The sequence below is a fragment of the Enterococcus sp. BWT-B8 genome, from assembly GCF_020567625.1.
In the GTDB taxonomy this organism is placed as follows: Bacteria; Bacillota; Bacilli; order Lactobacillales; family Enterococcaceae; genus Enterococcus_L.
In genome coordinates this window covers 1-25,871 of record NZ_JAJDJV010000010.1, presented here as the reverse complement: position 1 = coordinate 25,871, position 25,871 = coordinate 1, and the positions used below count along the sequence as shown (strand labels likewise).

Genomic DNA, 25,871 nt, shown 5'->3' with positions numbered 1-25,871 from the left:
AAAAAATGTTAAATTTTAAAACAAATATCCAGAAATTAGGAAGAGCGATGCTGATACCCGTAGCAGCTATGCCGCTTGCCGGGTTAATTCTCAGAGTATCGGCAGATGATATGCTGAATATTCCAGTTCTGGGAGCTGCAGGGAATGCAGTGTTTGGTAATTTGGATATCTTATTTGCAATAGGAGTTACTTTGGGGTTTGTTAAGACGAAAGATAAAGGGATACCTGCGTTAACTGGATTTTTGGCAATTGCAACTTTAAAAGCGGGCTTAGCTATTATGGACCCGACGATAGGAATGGGGATATTTGGCGGTATTATTTCAGGGTTAGTTGCAGCTTGGACCTATAATCATTTTAAAGAACAAAAGTTGCCAATGGTATTTTCCTATTTTGCCGGTGAGAAATTTCCGCTGACTATGGTCATGATTTTACAGACAGGTTCTGCAGTGATTCTGGGTTTTATTTGGCCAATTATTCAAATGGGAATTGACAATTTTGCCAAAATGCTTGTAAATATGGGTGCTTTTGGTGTAGGGATATTTATGTTCTTAAATCGTTTATTGATTCCGTTTGGGCTTCATCATGTACTAAATACTTATGTTTATTATGATTTAGGAGAATATGTTTCTCCTTCAGGTGATGTGTTCAGAGGTGAAATGACTCGTTTTATTAATGGAGATCCACAGGCAGGCTTGTTTTTGTCAGGTTTCTTTGTAGTTATGATGTTTGGTGTACCGGCTATCTGTTTGGCCATTTATCATGCAGCATTTAAAGAGAATAAAAAAATGGTAAAAGGGATTATGGGAAGTGGTGCAGCCACTTCATTTATCGCCAACATAACTGAACCAGTTGAATTCAGCTTTATGTTTGTCTCACCATTATTGTATGTTATTCATGCCTTGTTTGCTGGACTGGCAGGAATGGTCTGCTATATGTTTAATATTCGAATCGGCTTTACTTTTGGCGCCTGTATTGTTGACTACCTCATTAATTTCAGGATTGCTACAAATGCTATTCTGATTATCCCAATCGGACTGGTATTCTTTTGTCTTTACTATTTTACTTTTTATTTTGTTATAAAGAAGAAAAACATCTCAACCTTAGGTCGTGAAGTAGCAACAGAATATGGCGTTGAACGTGTTGAAGAGGAGGAAAAGGCGTTGTCATTGTCCAGTAAGAACTATGAATATATGGCAAAAAAAATGCTGGATGCCTTTGGCGGATCAGGAAATATCGAGGATGCTTACAATTGTAATACACGTTTACGGGTAGAAGTAAAAGACTCTGATCTTGTGAATGAGCAGCGTATTAAACAAATCGGGGTAAGCGGTATTATTAAGCCGACAGAAAAAAATTATCAAGTCATTATCGGATTGGAAGTAACCTATGTGATGGCAGAATTTACTAAATTATTGGAACAGTGAGGAAGGAAGTTAAGAATGAGTAAAAAGCAGATTATTACAATAGCAGGCGGCGGAAGCACGTATACACCGGGAATTATTCAAGCTGTATTAAACAATGCGGACAGATTACCGATTTCAGAAATTCGTTTATATGATATTGATAAAGAACGTAATGAGGATATGTATCTGATTATTGATTTTATGTTAAAAAAAGAAGGACATTCAAAGGTCAAGCTGGTATCAACGGAAGAGCCTCAGCGGGCATTTACAGGCTGTGATTTTATCTTCTCACAAATTCGTGTGGGCGGTATGAAAATGCGTGAAAAGGATGAAAAAATTGCTTTGAAATATGATTTGGTAGGACAGGAAACATGCGGTTTAGGCGGTTTTGCTTACGGAATGCGATCTATGAGAGGGTTGCTTGAGATTGTTGGCTATGTACAGCAGTTTGCACCAGAAGCATGGATTCTAAATTATACGAATCCGGAATCCATTGTTTCAGAAGCTGTTCGTCGTCAATATCCGGAAATTAATATGATTAACGCTTGTGACATGACTATCTCAATAGAAGAAACAATTGCAGATAATTATGGATATAATCGTAAAGAATGGGTACCTGGTTATTATGGATTGAATCATTTCGGCTGGTATACAGAGATTTATGATAAATCTTTGGGGCGGGATGTGATGCCGGAAATTATTGAGAAATTGAAGACTCAGACGATGAAGGTTGCTGATTTTAATGCAGGGGATCAATCGTGGCAGGAAGCATTTAATATGATGTCAGTGATTACTAAAAATTTTCCGACGAATATTCCCAACAACTATTTAGAATATTATTTATATCCTGATATGGTCGTTGAACATGCGGATAAAAACTATACACGCGCAAATATGGTAATGGATGGACGAGAGAAGAATACTAAAGAGATGGCTGAGAAAATACGTTTGGGCGTTACTGAGGATGTTTTAAATTTTAATTTTGGGGAGCATGGTCAATACATTGTTGATATGGCAACCTCTATACTAAATGACGAACATCGTAGATTTATGTTGATTGTACCGAACCAGGGAGCAATTCCCAATCTTCGTTCAGATGCAGTAGTAGAAGTTCCGGCCTATGTCGGTGCAACAGGCGCTGAACCTGTTTCGTTAAGAAAACCGATTTGCGATTTTCATAAAGGGTTGATGGAAGCGCAGGTTGCTGCAGAAAAGCTTTTAGTAGATGCATATTTTGAAGGCTCGTATCAAAAAGCTTTGCAGGCTTTTACGTTGAATCAAACGGTGCCGAATGCCAGAGTCGCTAAACTGGTATTGGATGAAATGATTGAGGCAAATAAAGACTACTGGCCAACTTTGGCATAAAAGGATGTGCATAGATTGGGTTTATTTAGCAGAAAACAAACATTAAATGCAGTTGCAGCAGGAGAACTGATACCAATTAGCAAAGTAAAAGATGAAGTTTTTGCTTCTGGAATGATGGGAAATGGTTTTGCCATAGTTAATCATGACGGGAAAGTTTTTGCACCATGTAACGGGACTATCACTAATATTTTTCCGACAAAGCATGCGATAACTTTAACGGGTAATAGAGGGGAAGTCATATTGATTCACATGGGGATTGATACTGTTGATTTGAAAGGATATCCTTTTAAATTGGTGATTTCCAACGAACAAAGAGTTCAAAAAGGTGACTTGATTGCTGAAATAAATCTCTCTTTATTAAAAGATCGGGGGAAAGATGACACATTAATTGTTGTAACACCAGACAGACAGCAAGGGGAGATAAAGAATAGCAGAAAATTTGTTACTCCCCATGATCCGGTATTCACGTTATAATCCAGATTCCGAAAAACGGAAAAATAGAGCCATTTTTAAATACTTAAAATCTCAAGACCCAGCCAAAAGATTGCCTATAATCAGCAGATGTTTCCAAATTTTTAACAATAGCTGATGTTGACTTTAACAGATGGAAGTGAAGATATGAATTAGGACTGCCTGAAAACTGGAATATAATTATTTTTCAGGTTTGTTTCTTCATAAAATCATGTTTATGTACTCTTTCTGGATTATCAAATATAAGCAAATAAAATCAGAAAAAGTCTTATTATGGTATATGAACATATATAATAAGGCTTTTTCTTAGAAAAGAAGGGAAATAAATGACGATTTTTCTGGCAGTGCTTCCTGCTTTAGGCTGGGGTTTGATGCCTGTGATTGCTCAACTCAGCAAAGGAAAACCTAATGAGCAGTTATTAGGAACAGCAACAACTGCTTTACTGTTCGGTATTGGCTTTTTTTTATGGATAAAACCGGAGTGGACTGAACTTGTTTTTATAACAGGTTTTCTATCTGGAGCCTTTTGGTCAGGGGGACAATACCTGCAATTCCATTCCTTTATAGATTTACCGGTTTCAGAAGCGATGCCCATTTCCAATGGTACCCAATTAATTGGAACGACAATTGCGGCGGCTGTTTTTTTCAATGAATGGTCAAATGCGGCGATGACAGCTGTAGGACTACTAAGCATTGGAATTATTATAACTGGAATATACTTGACAAATTACCATGAAAAGAAGGGGGAAGAACAAGCAGGTCTAAAAAAGAAGCCGCTGTTGAAATTGTTACTCTCTTCTCTGACCTTGACAGTGTATGTTATTTTGCCCAGATTTTTTGATATATCTGGAGAAGCAATTATTTTTCCCCAATCAATTGGAATGTTTACTGCCTCATATTTAATGAATTTATCACAGATAAAAATAATGAACAGAGTGTACATTCTCAGAAATATGACAACTGGTTTAGCCTGGAGCATCGCAAATGTCAGTCTGTTTTTAGTTATACCAAGTCTTGGGGTAGGGAAAAGCTTTACCATTTCTCAACTTGCTGTTTTAGTTTCATTGTTTGCAGGACTGATTGTATTTAAACCTGACAAAAGTAAAAAGGAACGAAGAGCGATTATCCTTGGAGCTTCTTGCATAACTATGGGTATTTTGATGATCAGCTTATTGAAGAATGGGTGAAAAGATCAATACTGAGAGCAAGCTGTTAAGTTAAGAGGAGTCTTTTTTTGAATCCCCTCATTTTTCGCTAAAAACCCTATTATATCAGTAGTTACAGAAGCTGTTTTCTAAACAAATGAACTACGCTTCGAAAGACTGTTAGTTCAATAATTTTCTGCATTAGTTTCTAAAATTGGGGGTAAATTCAAAGAGTCGTTTTGAACGAAGAGGTCCAGAAAAAAAGGAGCATGAAATCGGTTAATTTTTTTATTCGAAAAAGCATATCAATTATTTTACCAATCTGGGAGACTATTTCAGTGGAGTATGGGATAATGATTTCAAGTTTACTGTCACGTACGTTCTTCAAATAAAAGACCTATTGTCAGTAAGATGTCGAATTGTAAACCAGAGTCAATGTGTTTATGACAAAAGTATATCAAGGATAAGGAGAGGTTTGTAAGTGAATAAAGTGAAAAATCGGTGGCTGATTGCCTTAGCAGGTGTATCTGTTCATTTATCCATAGGTTCTGCCTATGCATGGAGTATTTACACAAAACCGATTAATGCATTGACTGAATGGTCAGCAACATCCATTTCGTTTGCTTTCAGCATTGCTATTTTTTGTTTAGGAACATCGGCAGCATTTATGGGGAAATTTGTTGAGCATTATGGTCCCAGAAAAACGGGGATGGTCGCATCTATTTTCTTTGGAGCTGGGATAGCGCTGACAGGGTTGGCAATTCAGGTTCAGTCCTTGCCAATGCTGTATATTTCCTATGGCTTAATTGGCGGAATTGGCTTGGGATCGGGCTATGTGACTCCGGTATCAACAATGGTTCGCTGGTTTCCGGATCACAGAGGGTTGGCAACAGGGCTTGCTATCATGGGCTTTGGATTTGCTTCATTGGTAACCAGTCCGATTGCACAGTTCTTAATGGGAAAAGTTGGTGTCTCCAATACGTTTTATATTTTGGGCGCTCTTTATTTTTCTGTTATGTTTATTGCTTCACGTTATCTTGAGAAGCCGCCTAAAGGCTGGACACCTCAGGGAATGGTTCAACATCAGGAGAAAAATCAGGCTGGACAACCGATCCAAACTGAAGGAGAAGGTCTTACTGCAAATGAAGCTCTCCGCACATCTAATTTCTGGATGCTTTGGCTAACGTTATTCTTAAATATTACCTGCGGCTTGGGAATCGTTTCAGCAGCTTCCCCAATGGCACAGGAAATGATTGGAATGTCTGATCAGACAGCTGCAGCAATGGTTGGTGTTATGGGAATTTTCAACGGTCTCGGACGTTTGTTTTGGGCAACTCTTTCAGACAGGTTTGGCCGGCCGAAAGTCTTTACGATGGTCTTCATTGTTAATGCAGCAGCCTTAACAACTCTTTATCTTTCCGGAGCACCTATTTTATTTGTAGGCCTGATTTGTTTGATTATGACTTGCTACGGTGCAGGCTTTTCAATTATTCCGGCGTATATCGGCGATGTTTTCGGTACAAGAGAACTGGGAGCGATTCATGGCTACATCCTTACTGCATGGGCAGCAGCCGGGATTGTAGGACCTATTTTACTGTCAACAGTTCATCAAATGACGAACAGCTATAAACCGACATTGTTTATCTTTATCGTACTGGTTTGTATTGCGTTGATTATTTCTGTGATTGTAGGCAGAAAAGCAGTTCATAAAAAATAGACTGATAGATATAGAAAAAAATTTTTTAATTAGAATGAATGGATCATTTGTTGAGTTTCTAAACTTCTGGTTACTCAGCAGATGATATTTTTGTTTTGCAGTCCTAAAAACAATATTCTCTGAGACTGCTTATTCTAAATGGGAATGAAATGTGTATAATAGGATTATTGAGAACATCAGGAGGTATTTTAAAGTGAGCAGGTTTATCAGCAGACATGGTATACAGAAAATACTGCCTGGATTGGGCGTTGCATTCTCAGTTGCGTTGCTCAGCAAGATAGCGGCTATTTGGCTGCCGACACTTGGAGCTGCCACTATTGCTATTTTACTGGGAATATTATTAGGAAATACATTGTTTAAGCAGCCAAAATTAGAAGCGGGAACGAAATTTTCAGAGAGCAGACTGTTGGAAATTTCAGTAGTTCTTTTGGGAATCACTGTTACCTTTCAGACAATCAGTGAAATTGGTTTTAAGGGTGTCGGGTTTATTTTGTTGATTATGACAGGAACGATTTGCGGGACGTTGTTTATCGGGAAGAAACTCGGATTTTCCCAAAGTATGGTACTGTTGATGGCAGGCGGTAATGCGGTGTGCGGTTCTTCAGCAATTGCTTCGATTGCACCGGTCATTCATGCAAAAGAAGATGAAAAAGGACAGATTATTACACTGGTTAATTTATTGGGCACGGTGATGATGTTGCTGCTGCCGCTGATAGGAACAGCTCTTTACCATAGTGATCTTTTGCGGAGAAGTGCATTGATTGGTGGAACACTGCAATCAGTGGGGCAGGTTGTCGCCAGTGCCAGTATGATTAATGAAGAGAGTGCTCAGTTGGCAATGCTGTTTAAGATCATGCGCATTATGCTGCTGGTTGTTGTTGTCTATATCTTTGGAAGGATTGCTGCTTGCCCAAGTGAGGATGCCGCAGCGGAAAGAGTTGTAAAAAAAAAGCTGCCGATTCCCTGGTATGTGCTGGGCTTTCTAATTTGCTGTATACTCAACAGTTTGGTTCATCTGCCTGAACAGCTGGCATCAGGCGCACATTTTATCAGCAGCTGGGTTGAAATCACAGCATTGGCAGCGATTGGGCTGAGATTGGATTTCCAAAAATTTTTTAAAGAAGGTAAGCGTTTTTTGATTTTTGGTTTGTCTGTCGGACTTATCCAGATTGGACTGGCAGTGGTGTTGATAGGGCTGTTTCTGTAAAAATTATAATTATTTCTTTAGGAACAAGCACATGTTCAGCCTAATAATTTCAAGAAAATTTGTGGAAACAGTATTTATTTTAAAAGAAGCTGCATTACAGCTTGAATGCCTAAACTATTTTTTTGCTGCAGATAGTTGTAAAACCCTGCCAACTTCTAAATACAGTTATATTAGGGGGCGTCTGAAAACTTATTTCCCCAATAGTTTTCAGATATGCCCTAAATATTCCGTTCATTGTATCAAGTACATTTTTTTGATTTTTTCACTTAACCAAGAATAAGGAAAGCTTAAGCCAATACTTTCTCAATATCTGCAACCATTTTTTCAGGACTTGTCTGTGGTGCATAACGCTTCACGACCGTCCCTTCTTTATTTATTAGGAATTTAGTGAAATTCCATTTGATTGCACTGCCCAGTGTGCCTTTGGTTTCTTCTTTTAAATAGTTGAAAAGAGGCAATGCTTCTGAACCGTTGACATGACAAATCTGATGCATGGGAAATGTTACACCGTAAGTTATCCGGCAGGCTTCAGCAGCTTCCTCACTGTTTTCCACTTCCTGCTTAAACTGGTTTGAAGGAAAGCCCAGTACAATTAATCCACTATCTTTATAGGTTGTATAAAGGTTTTCTAATTGCTCAAACTGAGGAGCTAATCCGCATTTTGTCGCAGTGTTAACAATAATCATAGGTTGTCCGCGATATTTATCCAATGTGTACGTTTCCCCATTTGCCAGTGTCGCTTCAAAATCATAGATAGTCATTATTTTATTCACCTCATTCTTTATTTTCTTTAAGTATAGTACGGAGTGAAGCGAAATGCATGGCAATAAGTCTCAAAGACAAAGAAAACTTGTTGAATCTGTAAAAAAGCAGGACAGCTGAACTCTTTTACGTTAAAATAATAGAGTAAATGTCTAGACTTTTCCGTATAGATAATAGTAGTAATTATTTAGAAAATGGAGGATAAAAAATGAGTGATATTTTATTAGGCAGTATTGAAGCAGGTGGAACAAAGTTTGTCTGTGCAGTTGGGAACACTGACTTTGAAGTCCAGGAGAGCGTTGTGTTCTCTACTGGTAATCCAGAAGAGACAATGGAAAAGGTTGCTGCATTTTTTTCGGCACATACCGTTTCAGCAATTGCCGTCGGTTCTTTTGGTCCGGTCGATGTAAATCCTGATTCCAGTGATTATGGAAAGATTTTGGCTACCCCTAAACTGGAGTGGCGAGGATTCAATATTCTGAAGGCATTGAGGAAACATTTTGACTTCCCTATTTTTTTGACAACAGATGTGAATTCCAGCGCTTTTGGTGAATACGTGAAAGGGGCAGCAGTTGAATCTAACTCCTGTGTTTATTTTACTGTAGGAACAGGAATAGGCGGCGGAGCCATCCAAAATGGGGAATTTATTGGAGGCCTTACTCATGCGGAAATGGGTCATGTTTTTGTTAAACGCCACCCTCTGGACATGGATTTTGAAGGAGTGTGTCCTTCCCATGGTGCAGATTGCCTTGAAGGGTTGGCTTCAGGTCCCAGTCTGGAAGCCCGAACAGGAATAAAAGGGGAAGAAGTGGATGAAACACATATTATCTGGGAGATCGAAGCCTATTACATCGCACAGCTGGCTTTCAATACAAGACTGAATTTTTCACCGGAAAAAATTATTTTTGGCGGAGGTGTTATGCAGCAGGATCATTTGATGAAAAAAGTCCGCTCAATTTTTACAGAGCTGAATAATGGCTATGTTGATGTTCCAGATTTGGACAATTATATCGTGAATCCGGCAATATCTGAAAATGGAAGTGCCACAGTCGGCAACTTTGCGCTGGCACTAAGAGAGCTGAAAAGATAATTATTAAGCAGAGAGTAGTAATATATTTTTAGATTGGTGATGTTGTTTTTTATCCATGAACCAGAAAGAAGGATCGTTCAAGCTGATCGGCGAAGAATTTATAAATATTTATAGAGAGGTTTGTGATAGATAGTCAGATTGTTTGAATTGAAGCTGAGAATTGATACACTCCGCTGCGCTTCAATCACATCAACTTCTACGTATAAAACATACGAGAGTCGACAGTCTTCACTAGGATTGCTTTAGCAGAGTAGATGAAGTCCTGTTACCTACTCGGTGAAGGACCTGGAACTCCTCATATTTTGAAGATTGCTTGACTTATTTCCGAAGAGGCAGCTTGTGAAGCTTGCTTATTCAGGCTTGGGCTATATTGTTTTTAGAGAAAATAGGGAAGCAGCATTTGAAATTGAAGTGGGAAACCAATTACTGAAGGAGTGCCTTTCTGCAGCAGAAATTCCTGAAATAATCTGCCTTTATTACTATAAGGGAAATTAAAGACTGAGGGATGTGGAAGCAGGTGAAACTCTGTTGGAAACAGTTGAAAATTCCAGAAATAGGAGAAAATAATTTATCCAGTCATGAGAATTTCACGTTCTCTTTGTATATTCCCTAGATTAACGGTCTGTAATTTGCTACAATGGGTGGAGATTATTTTTTAGAAAAGAGGAAATGATAGAATGATTGCAATCAGTGATCTTAAGTCAGGCATGACGTTTGAACAAGACGGAAAATTAATTAAGGTAATGGAAGCCAGCCATCACAAACCTGGTAAGGGAAACACCGTAATGCGTATGAAGCTGAAGGACGTTCGTTCAGGTGCCACAACTGAAACGACAATGCGCCCAGATGATAAAGTGAAAAAAGCGCATATTGATACAAAACCTGCTCAGTATCTATACAGTCAGGATAGCATGGCAATTTTCATGGATTTGGAAACCTACGAGCAATACGAAATTCCAACTGACTCTATTGAAGAGGAATTGAAATATCTGTTGGAAAACATGGAAGTAAAAATTCAGTTTTATGGATCAGAAGTAATTGGTGTTACACTGCCGACAACTGTTGTATTAACTGTGACAGAAACGCAGCCGTCTATCAAAGGTGCAACTGTAACAGGCTCCGGTAAACCTGCAACAATGGAAACAGGACTGGTTGTTAACGTTCCTGATTTTATTGAATCTGGGGAGAAGCTGGAAATCAATACACAGGAAGGTACGTATTTGAAGCGTGCAAAGTAAGCGGATGAACGAAGAGGTCAGGACAAACACTCATGAGGGCAAAAACCCTCATGAGTGTTTGTCATAGCCCCTTCTTTTTTTATCTTAAACGAGGTAAAGTATATTTTTTCTGTCCGTTTTTATAAATAAAAGCAAAAGGTGTTATTCGCTGGAAGAAGATAGTAGAATAGGGGTGTATGGGTAACTGAATATATTTTTCTGGAATAAAAGATTATTCAGTGAGGAGGAAGATAAAATGAACAGGCGAATTGTTATTGCTGTAGATTCATTTAAAGGCAGCGCAACATCTATGGAGGCTGCAGGCTATATAGAAAAAGGACTTTTCAGAGGAAATCCGGCATTGGCTGTTCGAAAAGTTGCGATAGCTGATGGAGGAGAAGGGACCGTTGAGGCTTTAGTGACTGGACTGTCTGGTCGACGCATTAAGAAACAGGTAACCGGTCCTGAAGGAGCTCCAGTTTCTGCTGTATTTGGTCTTTTGGATGATGAGACGGCAATTATCGAGATGGCTGAAGCTTCCGGACTGACAAAAATTAAAAATGAAACAGGAAATCCATTTATGGCAACAACCTATGGAACGGGTGAGTTGATTAAATTTGCACTGGATGAAAAAGTGAAGACAATCTATATTGGATTGGGCGGCAGTGCAACCAATGACGGCGGAGTAGGAATGGCTCAGGCATTGGGGATTTCATTTAAAGATGCGGCAGGACAGGAAGTTGGATTTGGTGCATCAGGCGTGCTGAATATACATACGATTGACAGGAAAAATATTGATCCGAGAATTGCTGAAACTACTTTTATAGGACTGACTGATGTAGAGAATCTTCTTTGCGGGAAACAGGGAGCTTCCTATATTTTTGGCAGTCAAAAAGGAGCCAAAGAAGATGAACTGGCATTATTGGATCAGTCCCTGCATCATCTTCAGGATAAAATCTCAGAATATTGCGGGCAATCTGTTTCTCATTTAAAAGGCGGAGGAGCTGCCGGAGGATTGGGTGCCGGTCTGGCTGCTTTCTGTCAGGCCAAGCTTGTTCCCGGTATTGAAACAATCAGCTGTCTGCTGCATCTTGAAGAAGAAATTAAAGCGGCCGATTTTGTTATAACCGGAGAAGGACGAATAGATCATCAGTCACTATCAGGAAAAGCACCTGTTGGGATTTTAAGAACGGCTCAGAAACACCGGAAGCCTGTCATTGCCATTGTAGGCAGTGTAGCTGGAAGCCTTCATGATATTTATGAGGCAGGGTTTGATCTTGTGATTGATACGATCTCTGCACCGATTACGCTTCAGGAAGCAATGACAAATGTTCGCAAAAATCTTCAAAATGGAGGAGAAACAGTGGCAAAGGTTCTCGAACTGATTGAAAAACAAAATTGAAAGTAATTGTTGATTATTGTTAAGGAAAAAATGAAACAGCAAGCACTTTTTACAGGTCTTTTGTACATCTATGCTATATTAAGTATGAAAAAAATGGAATGCAGGTATAGAAAAGAGAGGACAGCAAATGGACCCAATTATATACAATTGAAGAGGTACATTTATTTATTGAAAATAATCAATTTGCTTTTCTGTATGTTTCTCAGCAGAACTGCTCGGTTTGTCATGCTGTTTTCCCTAAACTAAAAGCACTGCTTGAAGCGTATCCTCAAATAGCATTGGGGGAAGTTGATGGCGGAGAGGTACAGCAGGTGTCTTTGGCCTGTAATATCTTTTCTGATCCTGCTCTGCTTTTATTTATTGATGGAAAAGAATACCTTCACAAAAGCCGCTTTGTGTAGTTTAAAAAGCTGGCATTTGATTTGAATCGGCTGTATGCTTCTGACGTATCAGCAGATAGAGAGGAGCATACATTATGAGAAAAGACAGCGGAACTGCCTACCGCTGTCTTTTCTTGTTGAATTTTGTAAAAATAGTAATGGCTTGTATCAGTAGATGCTCAGAGGTTTTTCGATTCGGTTCAATTCCCCCATAAATTGCCTGTTCATAGAGTTGTGTTAAGGAAATAAAAACTCCCTCAAATTCCGGATAATTTTCTTCAAAGCGAACGGCATACTGATTCAGGGGTTCGGTGGAACCTCTGGACTCTGTTTTTTCTGCCTGCTTTAAAATCAGCTGATACATCCCTGCGAAATTGGCAGGTCTGATAAACTGATAGACTTTAAATTTTATCAGAAAGAAATAGTAATATAATAAAAACCAAACTGAACTGGCAATTGCCAATACGGCTCCAGCAGCAAACCATTTCAATACAGCTGACGGAAGCAGTGAAGTGATTTCTTCTGTTTGCGGATCTTCTTCCTCAGAAGAGGCGGCAGTGCTGTTTTCTATTCTTTGTGCTTCTGTTGAAGAAGACTCAACAGTACTGGAATCCTGATTGCTTTCCGAAGATTCATCAGCTTCTTCAACTGGTACATCAGGATTGCTGAAGCTGGGTGTCGGCTCAAAAGGAATCCAGCCATAGCCTTCAAAATAGACTTCCGGCCATGAATGCGCATGACTGTTTCTAACAGAGTATTCCTTTAATTCTCCTTGATTCTCTATCAGTTCTCCTGAATTAAAGCCTTTAGCCCAGCGGCTTGGTATACCAATGGAACGGAGCAAAACAACCATGGAAGTAGAAAAGTTATCACAATAGCCAACCTTTGAATCGAATAGAAAATGATCAACATAATCTTGATTGTTCGGAGTGAACGGTGTATCTGTTTTTGAATAGCGGAAGGATCGATCTGTTTTTAAATAATGTTCAATTGCCTTCACTTTGTTATACAAGCCATTTTCCTGTTCTGTTAATTCTAAAGCCAGTTCTTGTACCCGTACTGGAACAGAGTCAGGTAATTCTATACTGGTGACGGGCGGCAGATCCATCGCTTCATTGAAAGTTCCATTTATAACAGAGCCTGATTCCAGCTGCTCAGCAAGTGCTTCAGGAATGGCATTTGATACAAGCTGGAGATCAGCTGCCGGATAGTTTGGTTCCTGCCAGATAATATCCAGTTCAATTGGCATTTGAGATAAATTTACCCGATTATTTTCTTCAATGTACTCCATTTGAGTTACTCTATCGAGATTTACCTCAAATTTTCCATACGGCTGAGGCAGGTACTGAGGGGGAGGGTCGCTGAATGTTAGTGCGATCATTGTTTCTGTTGCCAATGTCCCCTGATAATCTGAATCACTTAAAATAAGTGTACCAGGATTACCAGTGGTCTGCGGAGGCGCAGACGCGGCTTCCCAGCCTTTTCCAGTGTAACTGTCCTTTGTCTCTACCCGCCAATAATGAGCTTTCGTCTGCAGAGCTGTAAACAATACTGTCGGATCATCCATAATAGGTCCGCCCAGCTGCTGATCATTATCACTGAAGCCAGTTCGTGTATTCGATTGAATACCGTATTGACTGACTTGGTTGTAAATGCCCTGACTGTTGAAAAAATTCCTTACAGAACTAGTTTTAGTATATAGAGCAGTTTGAATAGCTGGAAAACTCTGTTGAAAATAATGGGAGCTTCCGGCAATGAAAGCTAAAAGCAGGAGACTAAAAATTCCAGCTTTCCTTTTTTCCATTACTTTCCCTGTTTCAGGATATCTTTTTAATTGATAAAGCAGAACAGACAAACAGGTGATAACAATCAACGGCCAGCCTAGTTGAAGCCTATTGAAGATGACCAGCATGAAATGATAGCCGACAATCATCAGATAGCTTAGCCAAATACGCTCATACTGAATGAGCAATATGGCCAGTGCAACAAGAAAAAACAAAATAATGACCAAAGCGATAGTATTTGGCAGATAACTGACTTCACCTGATATTACCTGATTATAAGACTGGATAAGACTGTCATAAAAAGCACTTACCCATGAAATCCCAAAAAGATGATTCAGAGGAAAATAAACATACAAAGTAAAAGTATAGATCAGGAAATATAATGGAACTGTGATAAGAAAATGATTAAAACAAAGAGTAATCAGACAGATTAACCCCAGCATGACACTCAAAAAAAACTGATTCCCTAAATTATAAACCGCTATAAAAGGCGAGCTGGCTGTAATCAGAATCAGGAAACTAAGCAATGCAAAGAACCAGCCTTTATGAATTTTCTCACCCATGAGCAGCCTCCCATTTCAGTTCAATTATTTGTTCCTTCCAATGGAGGAAGGGCTTATCGTCATGATAAGTAATCAAAAACAGTGTATTATTTTTTTGAAGCAGCTCCAACTGTTCGCCCAGCTCCTGTGTCAGGCTTGGAGCAAAAAGAATCAGTTTTTTATTTGAATACATCGGCAGCTGGCGATGTTCAGTGAAGGAGGAAGCTAACGCAAATAATTGTTCATGACTTGCTTCCATGGGGGAATCTACAATAATTGTCTGTGAGAACGGCATCTGTCTTTCTAGAAAAAGAGTGAAGGAATAATAGAGAGAGAGCAACGATTCGAAGTTCAATCCATCCTGTCCATAAAATATCAATTCAGTATCCTGTTCAATTTCATGTTCATACTCTTTAACAATCAGTTCATTTCTTTTTACGGATTGCTTCCAATCGATCGTTTTCAGTGCGTCGCCAAACTGGTGGGAGCGAAAATTTCGAATGGAAAAGGTCTGGTTGCCAAATGAATTCTTAAAATTTGGAAGTTTAGTCAAAATGATCTGAAAAATCAGTTCGGCTTTTTTCTTTTGCAGCTCAGGCATAACCATAAATGGACCGGAAACCTGCCGAACAAGCTGCTTTTGAAACAGAGCTAAAAAATCTGTGCTTCCGACTAAAAGAGGTAGTTCGTTAAAGATTCCTCTCTTCTCTGGAGTCCATTGAAAACTGAAAGTCTCTCTTGTGCCCATATAAAAAAGCTGAGCATATAACGAACTGTTCAGAGTCTTCTTCAAACTGATGGTCAGAGATGGTGTGGGCAACAGAGATTTTTGACAGCGAAAAAGCTCCAGGGTCAGCTGACTGGGCTGATTGACAGTATAGGTCGTCAGTTCAGTTGTTTCCAGTTTAATCATTTTTAATGAAGGGAATAGACTGATTAAATCAACAATCATTAAAAAAACAAGAAAAAAGAACAGCATCCATCCCGTTGAATTATTAAAGGCGATAGTGTAAACAAAGATCAGACTGTAAAACAATAAAATTGAGAATATCTTTACACTGTTTTTTATCTTTAAAAAAGTCATATTGGTTTCCTGACAGGTACTGGCACACGTCGAATGATCTGTTCCAGAATTTGCTGGATTTTCTCATCAGACGCAGTATACCCGCCTTTCAATAACAGACGATGTCCAAATGCAGCCGGCAGGATTCTTTGAAGATCATCCGGAATAACATAACTTCGCCCTTCGGTTAATGCAAATGCTCTGGCTGCTTTCAAAAACGATACTGCTGTACGGGGACTGATACCCAGAATGATCCCATCATGATTCCGAGTTGCCTGGACCAGCTGAAGCGCATAACGGGCAACTTGGGGATCAACATAGACCTCTTCCGCCAACTGTTTTAACTCAGCTATTTCCTCAAATTTTAGAACTTGCCGGACAAGCGCCAATTTATTCTGCTGCTGATTCATTAAAAGTTCTAATTCATCGTCAAATTCCGGATAGCCGATTTGAAGACGAAACAGAAAACGATCCAGCTGTGCTTCAGGAAGGGGATAAGTTCCCTCATACTCAACTGGGTTTTGTGTCGCCAGCACAAAAAAATGCTTGTCTAATGTATAAGTGTGATTATCAATAGTGACATGGTTTTCAGACATTGCTTCCAGTAGGGCAGCTTGCGTTCTCGGCGTAGTTCGATTGATTTCATCAGCCAGCAGAACAGTAGTGAAAATCGGACCGGGATGAAATTCAAATGTCTGAGAAACCGTATTATAAACAGAAATTCCGAGAATGTCACTGGGCAGCAAATCCGGAGTAAATTGTATCCGGCTGAATTTTCCGTGAATAGCTTTTGCGAGGGTTTTTACCATCAATGTTTTCCCCACTCCTGGGATATCTTCAAAGAGCACATGACCGCCGGCTAAAAATGCAGTCACAGTTAATTGTAATACGTCGCGTTTCCCTAAAATAACTTTTTCCATTTCATCAATCAGGCTGGTTATTTTATTATATGGGTGATTATTCATAAGATAGTGCTGCCTCCTCTTCTGAGTCTTTAGTTTATTGTATAGATAACTAAATCTGAGTGCAAGCACTCAAAATTTTAATTCCCCCATTGTTCACTAAAAACCCTATTATATCAATAGTTGCAGAAGCTGCTTTCTAAACAAATAGAATACGCTTCGAAATACTGTTAGTTCAATGATTTTCTGTATTAGTTTCTAAAATTGGGGGTAAATTCAAACTCAAAACTATTTTATCAGGTTTTGGATTTTCCTTCTTATAGCGTTGAACCATGGAGAACAAAGCGATTCGATATTTTCTCGTATAAATGCTCAGTACAATTTAGAGCCTGCAAGTAGTGAGTGTACTAGCAATCTCTTAGTGATGAACATGACTATATACCCATTTATTTCAATCAGAGCATTGCCTACCATCTCACTAGTTTATTTATCTTAGTGAGACTGGCAGCTACCTCCAAAAATTGATTGAATGTATACACATTCCTCAGATTGTCTGCTCGCATACCATCCCACTAGGTGTTCCTGCATCAGAGGGACTGGCAATTCTGTTCGAGGCTGCACATATAATATGTCTTATATGACTAAAAGACATGCGATGGGCATTCGGAGAAGCGTAAGAATAGACTCCTAATTTCTGTTCTAGGTAAGAATTTTTACAAATTCTACCTGTTATTGTATGTATACTATTCTGTTATGTATTCCCATGAAGTACTGACCAAGGACATTAAAAGAGTATATTCACTTTTATAATAATGATCGAATCACATTAAGATACGGCGGACTTACTCCGGTTGAAATCCGGAATAAAGCCACCGTATAGGTTACAAATTAACCTATAAGAGAGTGTGTGTGGGACAGAAAAAAAGTTCTAAACGCTCTTCGTACCTATCCCCGAATGAACAGTGGGACAAAAGCAAAAATTCTTTTTGCGATGAGTAGCCGCAGGAGCAGCTCCTTTGGAATTAAGCCGAAGGCTCCTGAAAATAGGAGGAGCTCCAGTTCCTTCACAAAGTAGGGAACAGGACTTCATCCATTCTGCTAAAGAAATCCTAGTGAAGCCTGTCAATTCTAGTATGTTTCCTATGCAGAAGTTGAGGTGATTGAAGCGCAGTGTATCAATCCTTAGCTATTCATTTTATGAATCGTGTTCCTTGACAATTTTCGGATAGTCCTTCTTAATTCTCGGAGCTGATCGCTTTTGTCCAGACCTTCCCTCTCTTAAGGGAATTTCAAGTGAAGCTTGAATATATTTTTTATTTTTTCCATTGTCAACTTGACAGAGAGCTGTTCAACTCTTAGAGAGGATCTCTTTTATCGTCTAATCTGCGTGTACTATTTTCTCTCTAAAAATAGCAATATCTTTTTGGTAGATATATCGGCTAAACTGCCGGCTTAAATATTCACTCACATTGCGATAGGCTAATGTCGGAGTATTTGGTACAGTATAGTAGTAATGCCCATGCTCCTGATAAATAGGTATGTCTAAAGAAGTAAAATGATTACCTTCAATGGCATTGCCTGCATCTGCAGCAACATCAATGAAAAAGGTCCCTGGTTTGACTTGTCTTTGATCCTCTAAGGTCAGTATTGGCTGTCCGCTGGCACCGACTTCAATCCCATTAATAATAAAGTCAAACGAGGTGAGCTGTGTGTGAAATTCTGGAAGGGTTCGTCGATAGAACATACGAACTGTTGAAGTAAATTTTGAAATGGCATGAAAGGCACCCTGAGCAACATTCCCTGAACCTAATATTGCTGCATTTACTTGATCATTTGGTAATAAGCCAAAGGCCAAACAAGCATGTAAGACGCCTGCATATCCCGCGTAAAAGCTATTTTGATAGACGACATTGGTGGGAATCCAGTCTGCACGCAACTGTTGTTGCTGGTGGAAGATTGTCGGAAAGCGATTGTCTAAATCCACTACGATTAAATCTTTGGGATAAGCTTGTTGCTCCATGAAAGGTTTCCCCGATCCTAAAGGATGTGTCCACCCGATAATCATTTGCCCCGGGCGGATTTTTTCGTAATCAGATGGTTGAATCAACTTCAAAGAAAAAATGCCGTCAGATTCTTGGAAAACAGTATCCCGCGTACAAACGTTACATCCGGCATCTTCATAGGCACTATCAGGAATACCAAGCATAGCTCCAAATCCTGTTTCTATAAGTAAATCATTTTCAAAACCTTGAATATGTTTTGGCAGCAAAGGTACACGGCGTTCACCTGGAAAGTTCGAACGAATAAAACCTAATTTCATAGAAAATCCTCCTCTTCTTTGGTGATAAAAATTAGGGTGTGTCTGAAAACTCAAGCGGCGAATAGTTTGATGATTTTTATCGAACTCCTCGTCATAAATACTCGCTTATGAACCACATAAGCTGTGTTTTCTTCCTTGATTTCAACAAAAATCACTGAAAAATCTGAATGCCACTAACTTTTCAGACACGCCCCAGTTGTGACAGGCTATGATGATTTTCCAAATGAAAACTTCTATAATACGCATGCAAGTTTTCTCTTTGAAAATAACTCGATTCATTGCAAAAATTGGTCGCCATTTCTAAATGTTCAGTTAACATATAATCAGGTTCTGACAATTCTTTAGGTATTTCTTTAGGTAGGTCCATTCTCTTCTCCTTCTTTTGGCTAGTGCGGCTACGAGCATTAACTGATTATGAAAATTAAATAGATGAGCACGGAAGAGAGCGTTATCATTATATATATCGTAACATAAAAAGGAAAATAGAGCTTTTATTATGAATAATGAACAGGCGTACTCCTAGTTTTCTAAGTGATAAAAATGACAGATTTCAGCAATGGGTTGATTCAGATCGTGGAAGATTGTTCAGTGAACTAGAGGGGATGTATCTGCTTATAGAAACAAAGAAATGAGTGTGGTGATAGAAGGTTTAATTCTTCATAGTTCCGAATTCTTTGTTCTGCTTCATTTGATTTTTTTGAGAGGCTGCTCACGGCTTTTGAGGGTTTTAAAACAGAATTTGAAAAGAATAGATGAGACTACTGGATATGCGACGAGCATTTGCCAAAAGCACAGGAGCAAGTCTTGTATGAGTATAAGATGCGCCAATATAAATTAGCAGCAATCGTCGTTCGTCCAGCATTCTGCTGGATCAATGGGTCAGACTCCGTTTAAAGATTGAATGTATACACATTTAAAGCTTATCGTCTGTATACGGCTGTCTCTTTGTATATAAAAATAAATTTTGACAAATTTATTCCTGTTAGAGCTTCGTATACCATCCCACTAGCTGTTCCTGAAACAGTGCGACTGGTAATTTCACTAAAAATTTTACAAAAGTGGAACTGGCAAACTAGCAGTGTTCTCCAATTAAATGAATAGCAGATATGCTGAAGTATCTGGATGATTCAGCTTCACAGCAGATTAATTTGCTGTGAAGTCTATTCTTTATGTAAAAGTAATTGTATATATGTCTTTATAAATATTAGTTACCATTTTTTTGTATGTATAGTACAATTGTGATAATCAAAATTCAAAGGAGAAACACAAGGGATTTTCAGGATGAAGAAGGAAGTTAGGGGATATAGTTATCAAACATTGTTGTGAACTATAATTTTTAATTATTGGGATAGTAATTGCAGTTGCTGATTTTTTATGTAGTGAACAAAAAATAAATGGAAGTATATTCTTATTGATTTTTGTGGGGATTATATCTTAACAATAAATAAAACAGTAGTTTCCAGACTCTCCAGTGGAAGTTTATCAAAATTTCAAGATGAATAAGGCTGTCTTTTTAATGAGCATTCTTTTTCCGGTATATTTATTTTCGAGAGATTGCTTTTCTTGAAAAAAATTGGAGAATGATGTGGCTGGGAATATTTCTTGCAATTGGGGGACATTTTTCTTTCTATTTTGTTCACGGAATATCTATGATAGGAATTGCTCTCTTATATTCTGTAATTGTTATTTGGAGTATGGTGTATTCTACGAATCTATTTATACCACTGTGCTGATTGATAGAGTGATAAAAATGACGTTAAATGCACCTCTTTTATTTTTTTCAAAACCTAATCAATAGTAAGTTAAAAAGATAACGGTTTATGGAGCAGCTGTCAAATGGTTCTCCCAGATATGAAAAATCAGAAGTAAGAGATAGAGCAACTGAACTTTAAAAATTTTACAAGGATGTGAAAGATAGTCTGGAAGAGCTAAATTAGAAACTACAAACATGAGATTAAAAGCTGCAGAAACAGAGAAAGTGAAGGTTTTCCGATGTAATAACACAAATATTAAAGCACTAATTATTGTTAGTCTTTCAGCTGACAATCGGCAAAAAGTATTTGTAAATATTTGAAGAAAGGAATAGAGATATGATTTATGGTTATTTAGAAAAAAATCTTTTGAGAGCAGTTAAGCTGGTAGATTTGCTAATGGGAGAACGATATATTGATATTATGGTACTTTCAAGAAATTTGAAGTGCACACCAGTTACTGTACGAAATGATATAAGTTACTTAAAAAATACGCTGGATATTGATATTATGGAAAATAATTCTGAGACCTATAAAATTGATTTTTTTACTCTAGAAAAACGCGAAGCACTTTGCCATAAAATTTACGCTCAATCCCTTTTTTTGAAAGCGCTTGAATATTTTCTGGTCCCTTCTGAAAAAAAATATATTGATTTTATTGATGAGCAATTTATCTCCGTGTCTAAAGGCTATTTAGTAAAAGAAAATGTAGAAAAATTTCTAAAAGAGCTTGATTTAGAAGTCTCTGGTAATCAAATTATAGGAAATGTCATTAGAATTCGATTTTTATCTGCAATTTTGTTTAAGCAATTTGGCATGAATACAATAAGAAGAGACAAGAAAATAATAGAAAAATCGAACAATGTTCTTTATGCTACAGAAAAAAGTTTAGATGTTTCTTTTTCAAAAAGTGAAAGACATTTTTTTGGTATGTTGCTTTTGACAGCTGCTGATAAAAAGCTGTTTACTGGAAAATTGGAATTTCCGTTGGAAATATTGGAGGCTGTCAAGAGCTATCCTCGACCAATAGAGTTTGAAGAAGCTGTTGAGAAAAACTTTAAAGAAATTTGGGGAGAATACTTTGAGTCTGAATATTTATTTTCTGTTCTATCTTTAATGATTATCAATACGCATGTATTTGATCAGACAATGTCTCAGGAAAAGTTGTTTGCTCATCGCAAAGTTTTTTTGCAAGATCCACATGTAGAACGATTGATTGATTTATTTGAAAAAACTTTTTTTATAGATCTTACATCTAAAGATTGGTTTTTAACAGCAATTTTTATTTTTTTGAAGGATGTAACATTGAATCTGCACCCGTTATTATCAACCGATTTTTTGAGAATTAGTGAATCCGATCCTAAACTGTATCAGAAGATCAAACAAATCATCAAGAAATGGAATGTATATGGTCTGAACATCCCGGAAAAACATATTGAATTATTATGCTATCGATTAAGTCCTTTCATGTTTAAAAGACGACTTGCTGCAATTACCTTGATATCAAGCAATAGTATAGATTGTCAAGTTACTGAAATGTTGATCAAAGATTTTTTATCAGAAACCATTCACTTTTCTGTTTTTACAGATATAGTTGAAGTCAATGAGAAAGCAGATAAAATAGAAGAAACCTTGTTTCTTATTGATAAGAAGGATATCTTTTCAATAGAAAGTATTTACCTTCCTCATTACCTATTACTTGATTTTCCACCTGAAATAAAAGATATAAAAGAAATATTAACCCATCTATTCATTTAGGGTGTGTCTGAAAACTCAAGCAGCGAATAGTTTGATAATTTTTATTGAACTCCTCGTCATAAATACTCGCTTATGAACCACATAAGCGGTGTTTTCTTCCTTGATTTCAACAAAAATCACTGAAACATTCGAATGCCACTAACTTTTCAGACACGCCCTAGTTTTTTTATAGAATAACTTTTTTCTGATGCAGACTTTAATATAATTAGGGATCTGGAGCGATATTTTGAACAGATATTGCTCTAGATCTATTTTTCTATATACATTCCGTAAAAAAATAAGATTACAAATAAAGCCGATCAGTAAGTTGTTCAGGAAGAGTATTGACTTAATCAACGAACATTCGAACAGCTAAGGTAATCTGATAATACTTTGATAGGTAGGTCTTTTAATGAGAACTATCTTATTTGTCTTCAAATGTATCATGAATAGCAAATCGAGAAGGGTATCATTAATAGTTTATAGGATGGATATAGAATCTATTTTATTAAAAATTTTCCAAATTTTTTTTCAATGGTTTGGAAAACATTATGTGGAAGATATTTATAATGATAGATAGATATTTATTAGAATTAGCCTATGTGATGTTCTTCCCTGCAATAGCATAAAGCTTATCAAATTCATAATAATAAGTCACATCGAAAAAAATCGGATTATTTAGAAGATGATAAATTATATGTTTAGCAAGGAAATCACTGCATGCTAATCAAAAAATCAGGAGGTTATTATGAAAAAGCATTTAAGTATAATGTTCCCAATATTTGTTGTCGTATCTCTATTAACTGGTTTATCATCATCTTCGCAAGCAACAACCAATAGTCACGAGGAGTTAATCATAGTTCAAACAGATGTCTTAGATTCAGAGGATACATTAGCAGATAGAAAATTTCTTGAAAATATTGATGAAAATACGAATCTTGAAATAAATGAATACACTAAAAATGACTCAAATTTGGTTATCACTGATAACTCCAATGAAGGTGTAGATACATTTGAGGCGCTCTTAAACGCAATTGCAGCAGCAGATACTGATAACAATTTAACTACTATCAAAATCAGCCAAGATATAAACGTGACCTCTACAATTCAGATAGAATCTGGTCAAAATATTCAATTAGTAGCGAATGGGCAAAACGTCTCGTTGTTTCATAGTATGGTTGATACAGATTCAGTGATAAGAATAGCTGAAGATGCCACTTTTATCTTAGGGGAAACAACAGATGATTATATTATTACCGTAGATGCCAATGAAATTGGCAAAGGTGAATTGATCTATAATTTAGGAAACTTCTATTTAAATAAGGGAATCATACGAGGGGCAATCGGCGGTGATGAGAGTAAAACTGGTGGCGGAGTGTATAACGGCGGATATTTTGAAATGAATGGCGGCAGTATTCAAGATAATATTGGGTATGGTCTCAGTGGGGCTAACGGAGGCGGCGGAATTTATAATATTGGTGAATTTGTAATGAATAGTGGTAGTATATCCAGAAATTCTACTGGATTACCAGCAGATTTTGAAAGTAGTATCGGGGTGGGCGGCGGAATTTTTGTAAGGAATGGCTCTATCACTTTAAGAGGTGGTGAAATCACTGATAATACAGCCGGCAGCGGAGGCGGTGTTTATATTTATGGGATCAGTAACATAGCCGGGCAATATGGTACAGCAACCTTCGGCAATGGCTTGATTACAGAGAATTCAGCAACATTGCAAGGTGGTGGTGTCTGGCTTTGTCAAACAGGCGAGCTGAGCAGCTATGTTAATGATACTATGTCAGTTGTTGGCAACACAGTGGCTGTTGTGGATGATTATCGCGTAGGTGGAGATGACTATTATTCAGAAGGAATGACAGGTGATTACTCTGTAAGTTTACCTAGGGTATCAATTCTTGGAGACGCGTTTGCCTATTATAGAGATGATCCTGCAGCTCGATATTCCTTAAGTACTACGCCTAATCCTATTTCGGTAGATGACTTGGATTTTTCTGATTTGGTATACTTACATGCAGAAGTAGCTAATGCAGCTGCACTAAAGTCAGAAGCAAAATTGCTCATTTCTGGAAATAAGGCTAGAGAAGGCGGAGGTGTAGCAAATAATGGAATTGTTAATTTTGGTTATGAATCAACTTCTATTTTGCTCAATTTAACAGCTGAAAAATTATTAACCGGCAAAGAACTGACAGCAGATCAGTTTAGCTTTGAATTAATCGATTCAACGGACACCGTGATTGAAACAGTTCAAAATGATGCCGATGGAATAATCAATTTCAGTGAACTTGAATACACGACCTCAGGAGTTTACGAGTATACCATCAGAGAAGTCAATGATGAACAGCCAAACATTACCTATGATGATCATGAATTGAAGGTAACAGTTGCTGTAACAGAAGAAAATGGTGAGTTGACAGCTGCCGCAGCCTATGAAGGAGAAGTTGTTTTTAGCAATAGCTATGCTAATACTACAGCCAGTATTGTATTACAGTCCAGAAAATTATTAACCGGCAAAGAGCTGACAGCAGATCAGTTTAGCTTTGAATTAATCGATTCAACGGACACCGTGATTGAAACAGTTCAAAATGATGCCGATGGAATAATCAATTTTAGTGAACTTGAATACACGACCTCAGGAGTTTACGAGTATACCATCAGAGAAGTCAATGATGAACAGCCAAACATTACCTATGACGATCATGAAATAAAGGTGACAGTTACTGTAACAGAAGAAAATGAAGGCTTGATAACAACCGTGGACTATAAGGAAACGCCGGTCTTTACAAATAATTATCAGACAACTAGTAATAGTCAGCCAGATGAAGCGTCAGAAAGTACCGTAAATCAAGTTCAAGATAAATTTCCTTCAACAGGAACAATAGCTAATTTTTTCTTTCTTCTAACAGGAATAATCAGCGTTTGCATTACACTAATTATTTGGTGGAGAAATAATATCAGAAATTAGGACGTGTCTGAAAACATGAGCAACGAATATTTCCGCTATTTTTCTGGAACCCGTCGTTAGAAATTCTCGCCTATGCACCACATAGCCTGCGCTTTCTTTCTAGATGTCCACCAAAAATTTCTGGAAAATTCAGATTTCACTATACTTTCCAGACATGCCCTAGTTAATCATGGTTATATTTATGTAGATTATTTGGAAAGAATAAAGAAAGGGCAGATTTTATAATGAACTTGGGTATCTGGTAAGATGAAAAAATGTCATCGCAACATTTCATATGCTATTAAGGTTCCCGCATCAATCAATACAGTATGCAGACCACTAAATAAAGAAAGAGAAATAATTGCCGGATGTCGTTGGTGGTCGGACAAAAAAAGTCGAGCCTGTTTACCCATGAAGACATCTCCTGGATGATAACGCTTTACAACTAGATTGATCTTTGACTAGTGATAACACGAAACATAGACGTGCATCTTAAAACATGTCGCAATAACCTAGTTACTCCGCAATCGTAATGAGTGTGGGACAATAGTTAGAAAAAAATCTGATTATTGTCCCACTTTTTTTGATTTTAAGGTATACAAAAAGCACACGACCTTATAAGATTAAAGTGACTAAACTCAACCAAAAAGGAGTGTG

The 25,871-nt window shown here is 37.7% G+C and carries 21 protein-coding genes and 1 pseudogene; 15 read left to right on the top strand and 7 right to left on the bottom strand.

Annotated features, from left to right (window positions below):
• Positions 1-5: 5 nt before the first annotated feature.
• From LI951_RS10300 to LI951_RS10275, 6 genes are all read left to right on the top strand, one after another.
• Positions 6-1,424 carry a PTS transporter subunit EIIC gene (locus tag LI951_RS10300; RefSeq protein ID WP_229442081.1) on the top strand — a complete coding sequence of 473 codons (1,419 nt, stop codon included), beginning with the start codon at positions 6-8 and terminating at the stop codon, positions 1,422-1,424.
• 15 nt (positions 1,425-1,439) lie between these two features.
• Entirely contained in the window at positions 1,440-2,768 is a 1,329-nt protein-coding gene (locus tag LI951_RS10295; protein ID WP_229442080.1) for a maltose-6'-phosphate glucosidase, read from the top strand.
• A gap of 15 nt (positions 2,769-2,783) precedes the next feature.
• A complete protein-coding gene (locus LI951_RS10290) occupies positions 2,784-3,242 on the top strand; it encodes a PTS sugar transporter subunit IIA (protein WP_202067916.1) in 459 nt (152 codons plus the stop codon).
• Between the two features lie 323 nt (positions 3,243-3,565).
• A complete protein-coding gene (locus LI951_RS10285) occupies positions 3,566-4,426 on the top strand; it encodes a GRP family sugar transporter (protein ID WP_229442079.1) in 861 nt (286 codons plus the stop codon).
• A 439-nt stretch (positions 4,427-4,865) separates the two neighbouring features.
• Complete coding sequence (locus LI951_RS10280; RefSeq protein ID WP_229442078.1) at positions 4,866-6,101, top strand: OFA family MFS transporter; 1,236 nt, start codon at positions 4,866-4,868, stop codon at positions 6,099-6,101.
• Between the two features lie 193 nt (positions 6,102-6,294).
• Positions 6,295-7,308, top strand: coding sequence for a YeiH family protein (locus LI951_RS10275; protein ID WP_202067913.1), 1,014 nt, complete (start codon positions 6,295-6,297; stop codon positions 7,306-7,308).
• 287 nt (positions 7,309-7,595) lie between these two features.
• Here the strand turns inward: LI951_RS10275 and LI951_RS10270 are convergent, their stop codons facing one another.
• Positions 7,596-8,069, bottom strand: coding sequence for a glutathione peroxidase (locus tag LI951_RS10270; RefSeq protein WP_202067912.1), 474 nt, complete (start codon positions 8,067-8,069; stop codon positions 7,596-7,598).
• Positions 8,070-8,278: 209 nt separating this feature from the next.
• Between LI951_RS10270 and scrK the strand changes: the two genes are divergently transcribed.
• From scrK to LI951_RS10245, 5 genes are all read left to right on the top strand, one after another.
• Positions 8,279-9,160, top strand: a complete 882-nt coding sequence (gene scrK / locus LI951_RS10265) for a fructokinase ScrK (RefSeq protein ID WP_202067911.1) — start codon at positions 8,279-8,281, stop codon at positions 9,158-9,160.
• A 339-nt stretch (positions 9,161-9,499) separates the two neighbouring features.
• Complete coding sequence (locus tag LI951_RS10260; RefSeq protein WP_229442077.1) at positions 9,500-9,655, top strand: hypothetical protein; 156 nt, start codon at positions 9,500-9,502, stop codon at positions 9,653-9,655.
• 182 nt (positions 9,656-9,837) lie between these two features.
• Entirely contained in the window at positions 9,838-10,398 is a 561-nt protein-coding gene (gene efp, locus LI951_RS10255) for an elongation factor P (RefSeq protein WP_202067910.1), read from the top strand.
• Between the two features lie 235 nt (positions 10,399-10,633).
• Positions 10,634-11,779, top strand: a complete 1,146-nt coding sequence (locus LI951_RS10250) for a glycerate kinase (protein WP_229442076.1) — start codon at positions 10,634-10,636, stop codon at positions 11,777-11,779.
• Between the two features lie 146 nt (positions 11,780-11,925).
• The gene (locus LI951_RS10245; protein WP_324254786.1) at positions 11,926-12,180 is read left to right on the top strand and encodes a thioredoxin family protein; all 255 of its coding nucleotides are present in this window, start codon (positions 11,926-11,928) and stop codon (positions 12,178-12,180) included.
• A 97-nt stretch (positions 12,181-12,277) separates the two neighbouring features.
• On the opposite strand, the gene LI951_RS10240 is transcribed toward LI951_RS10245, so the two are convergent.
• From LI951_RS10240 to LI951_RS10230, 3 genes are read right to left on the bottom strand one after another with little or no spacing between them, the layout of a single operon-like run.
• A complete protein-coding gene (locus LI951_RS10240; RefSeq protein ID WP_229442075.1) occupies positions 12,278-14,506 on the bottom strand; it encodes a transglutaminaseTgpA domain-containing protein in 2,229 nt (742 codons plus the stop codon).
• Positions 14,499-15,569, bottom strand: coding sequence for a DUF58 domain-containing protein (locus LI951_RS10235; protein WP_229442074.1), 1,071 nt, complete (start codon positions 15,567-15,569; stop codon positions 14,499-14,501). Before LI951_RS10235 ends, LI951_RS10240 begins: the two co-directional genes overlap by 8 nt.
• Positions 15,566-16,513: an AAA family ATPase gene (locus LI951_RS10230; protein ID WP_229442073.1), complete on the bottom strand. Its 948-nt coding sequence runs from the start codon at positions 16,511-16,513 to the stop codon at positions 15,566-15,568. Before LI951_RS10230 ends, LI951_RS10235 begins: the two co-directional genes overlap by 4 nt.
• A gap of 730 nt (positions 16,514-17,243) precedes the next feature.
• On the opposite strand from LI951_RS10230, the pseudogene LI951_RS15400 reads away from it, so the two are divergent.
• A pseudogene (locus tag LI951_RS15400) lies at positions 17,244-17,330 on the top strand (IS3 family transposase); the annotation flags it as partial.
• A gap of 498 nt (positions 17,331-17,828) precedes the next feature.
• Here LI951_RS15400 and LI951_RS10225 read toward each other — a convergent pair.
• The gene (locus LI951_RS10225; RefSeq protein ID WP_229442072.1) at positions 17,829-18,770 is read right to left on the bottom strand and encodes a N(5)-(carboxyethyl)ornithine synthase; all 942 of its coding nucleotides are present in this window, start codon (positions 18,768-18,770) and stop codon (positions 17,829-17,831) included.
• A gap of 181 nt (positions 18,771-18,951) precedes the next feature.
• Positions 18,952-19,137, bottom strand: coding sequence for a hypothetical protein (locus LI951_RS10220; RefSeq protein WP_229442071.1), 186 nt, complete (start codon positions 19,135-19,137; stop codon positions 18,952-18,954).
• A gap of 1,171 nt (positions 19,138-20,308) precedes the next feature.
• Between LI951_RS10220 and LI951_RS15240 the strand changes: the two genes are divergently transcribed.
• From LI951_RS15240 to LI951_RS10210, 3 genes are all read left to right on the top strand, one after another.
• Entirely contained in the window at positions 20,309-20,503 is a 195-nt protein-coding gene (locus LI951_RS15240) for a DUF6609 family protein (RefSeq protein WP_324254785.1), read from the top strand.
• A gap of 357 nt (positions 20,504-20,860) precedes the next feature.
• On the top strand, positions 20,861-22,279 hold the full coding sequence (locus LI951_RS10215; protein ID WP_229442070.1) for a helix-turn-helix domain-containing protein: 1,419 nt from the start codon (positions 20,861-20,863) through the stop codon (positions 22,277-22,279).
• A gap of 727 nt (positions 22,280-23,006) precedes the next feature.
• Positions 23,007-25,235 carry a Spy0128 family protein gene (locus tag LI951_RS10210; protein WP_229442069.1) on the top strand — a complete coding sequence of 743 codons (2,229 nt, stop codon included), beginning with the start codon at positions 23,007-23,009 and terminating at the stop codon, positions 25,233-25,235.
• A 257-nt stretch (positions 25,236-25,492) separates the two neighbouring features.
• Here the strand turns inward: LI951_RS10210 and LI951_RS15120 are convergent, their stop codons facing one another.
• Entirely contained in the window at positions 25,493-25,627 is a 135-nt protein-coding gene (locus LI951_RS15120; RefSeq protein ID WP_267491391.1) for a hypothetical protein, read from the bottom strand.
• Between the last annotated feature and the right edge of the window lie 244 nt (positions 25,628-25,871).

Excerpts from the sequence above, each read along its gene's own strand:
- LI951_RS10300 (WP_229442081.1), top strand. The coding sequence starts at position 6 with ATGTTAAATTTTAAAACAAATATCCAGAAATTAGGAAGAGCGATGCTG.
- LI951_RS10295 (WP_229442080.1), top strand. The coding sequence starts at position 1,440 with ATGAGTAAAAAGCAGATTATTACAATAGCAGGCGGCGGAAGCACGTAT.
- LI951_RS10285 (WP_229442079.1), top strand. The coding sequence starts at position 3,566 with ATGACGATTTTTCTGGCAGTGCTTCCTGCTTTAGGCTGGGGTTTGATG.
- LI951_RS10270 (WP_202067912.1), bottom strand. The coding sequence starts at position 8,069 with ATGACTATCTATGATTTTGAAGCGACACTGGCAAATGGGGAAACGTAC.
- scrK (WP_202067911.1), top strand. The coding sequence starts at position 8,279 with ATGAGTGATATTTTATTAGGCAGTATTGAAGCAGGTGGAACAAAGTTT.
- efp (WP_202067910.1), top strand. The coding sequence starts at position 9,838 with ATGATTGCAATCAGTGATCTTAAGTCAGGCATGACGTTTGAACAAGAC.
- LI951_RS10250 (WP_229442076.1), top strand. The coding sequence starts at position 10,634 with ATGAACAGGCGAATTGTTATTGCTGTAGATTCATTTAAAGGCAGCGCA.
- LI951_RS10240 (WP_229442075.1), bottom strand. The coding sequence starts at position 14,506 with ATGGGTGAGAAAATTCATAAAGGCTGGTTCTTTGCATTGCTTAGTTTC.
- LI951_RS10235 (WP_229442074.1), bottom strand. The coding sequence starts at position 15,569 with ATGACTTTTTTAAAGATAAAAAACAGTGTAAAGATATTCTCAATTTTA.
- LI951_RS10230 (WP_229442073.1), bottom strand. The coding sequence starts at position 16,513 with ATGAATAATCACCCATATAATAAAATAACCAGCCTGATTGATGAAATG.
- LI951_RS10225 (WP_229442072.1), bottom strand. The coding sequence starts at position 18,770 with ATGAAATTAGGTTTTATTCGTTCGAACTTTCCAGGTGAACGCCGTGTA.
- LI951_RS10220 (WP_229442071.1), bottom strand. The coding sequence starts at position 19,137 with ATGGACCTACCTAAAGAAATACCTAAAGAATTGTCAGAACCTGATTAT.
- LI951_RS10215 (WP_229442070.1), top strand. The coding sequence starts at position 20,861 with ATGATTTATGGTTATTTAGAAAAAAATCTTTTGAGAGCAGTTAAGCTG.
- LI951_RS10210 (WP_229442069.1), top strand. The coding sequence starts at position 23,007 with ATGAAAAAGCATTTAAGTATAATGTTCCCAATATTTGTTGTCGTATCT.
- LI951_RS15120 (WP_267491391.1), bottom strand. The coding sequence starts at position 25,627 with ATGGGTAAACAGGCTCGACTTTTTTTGTCCGACCACCAACGACATCCG.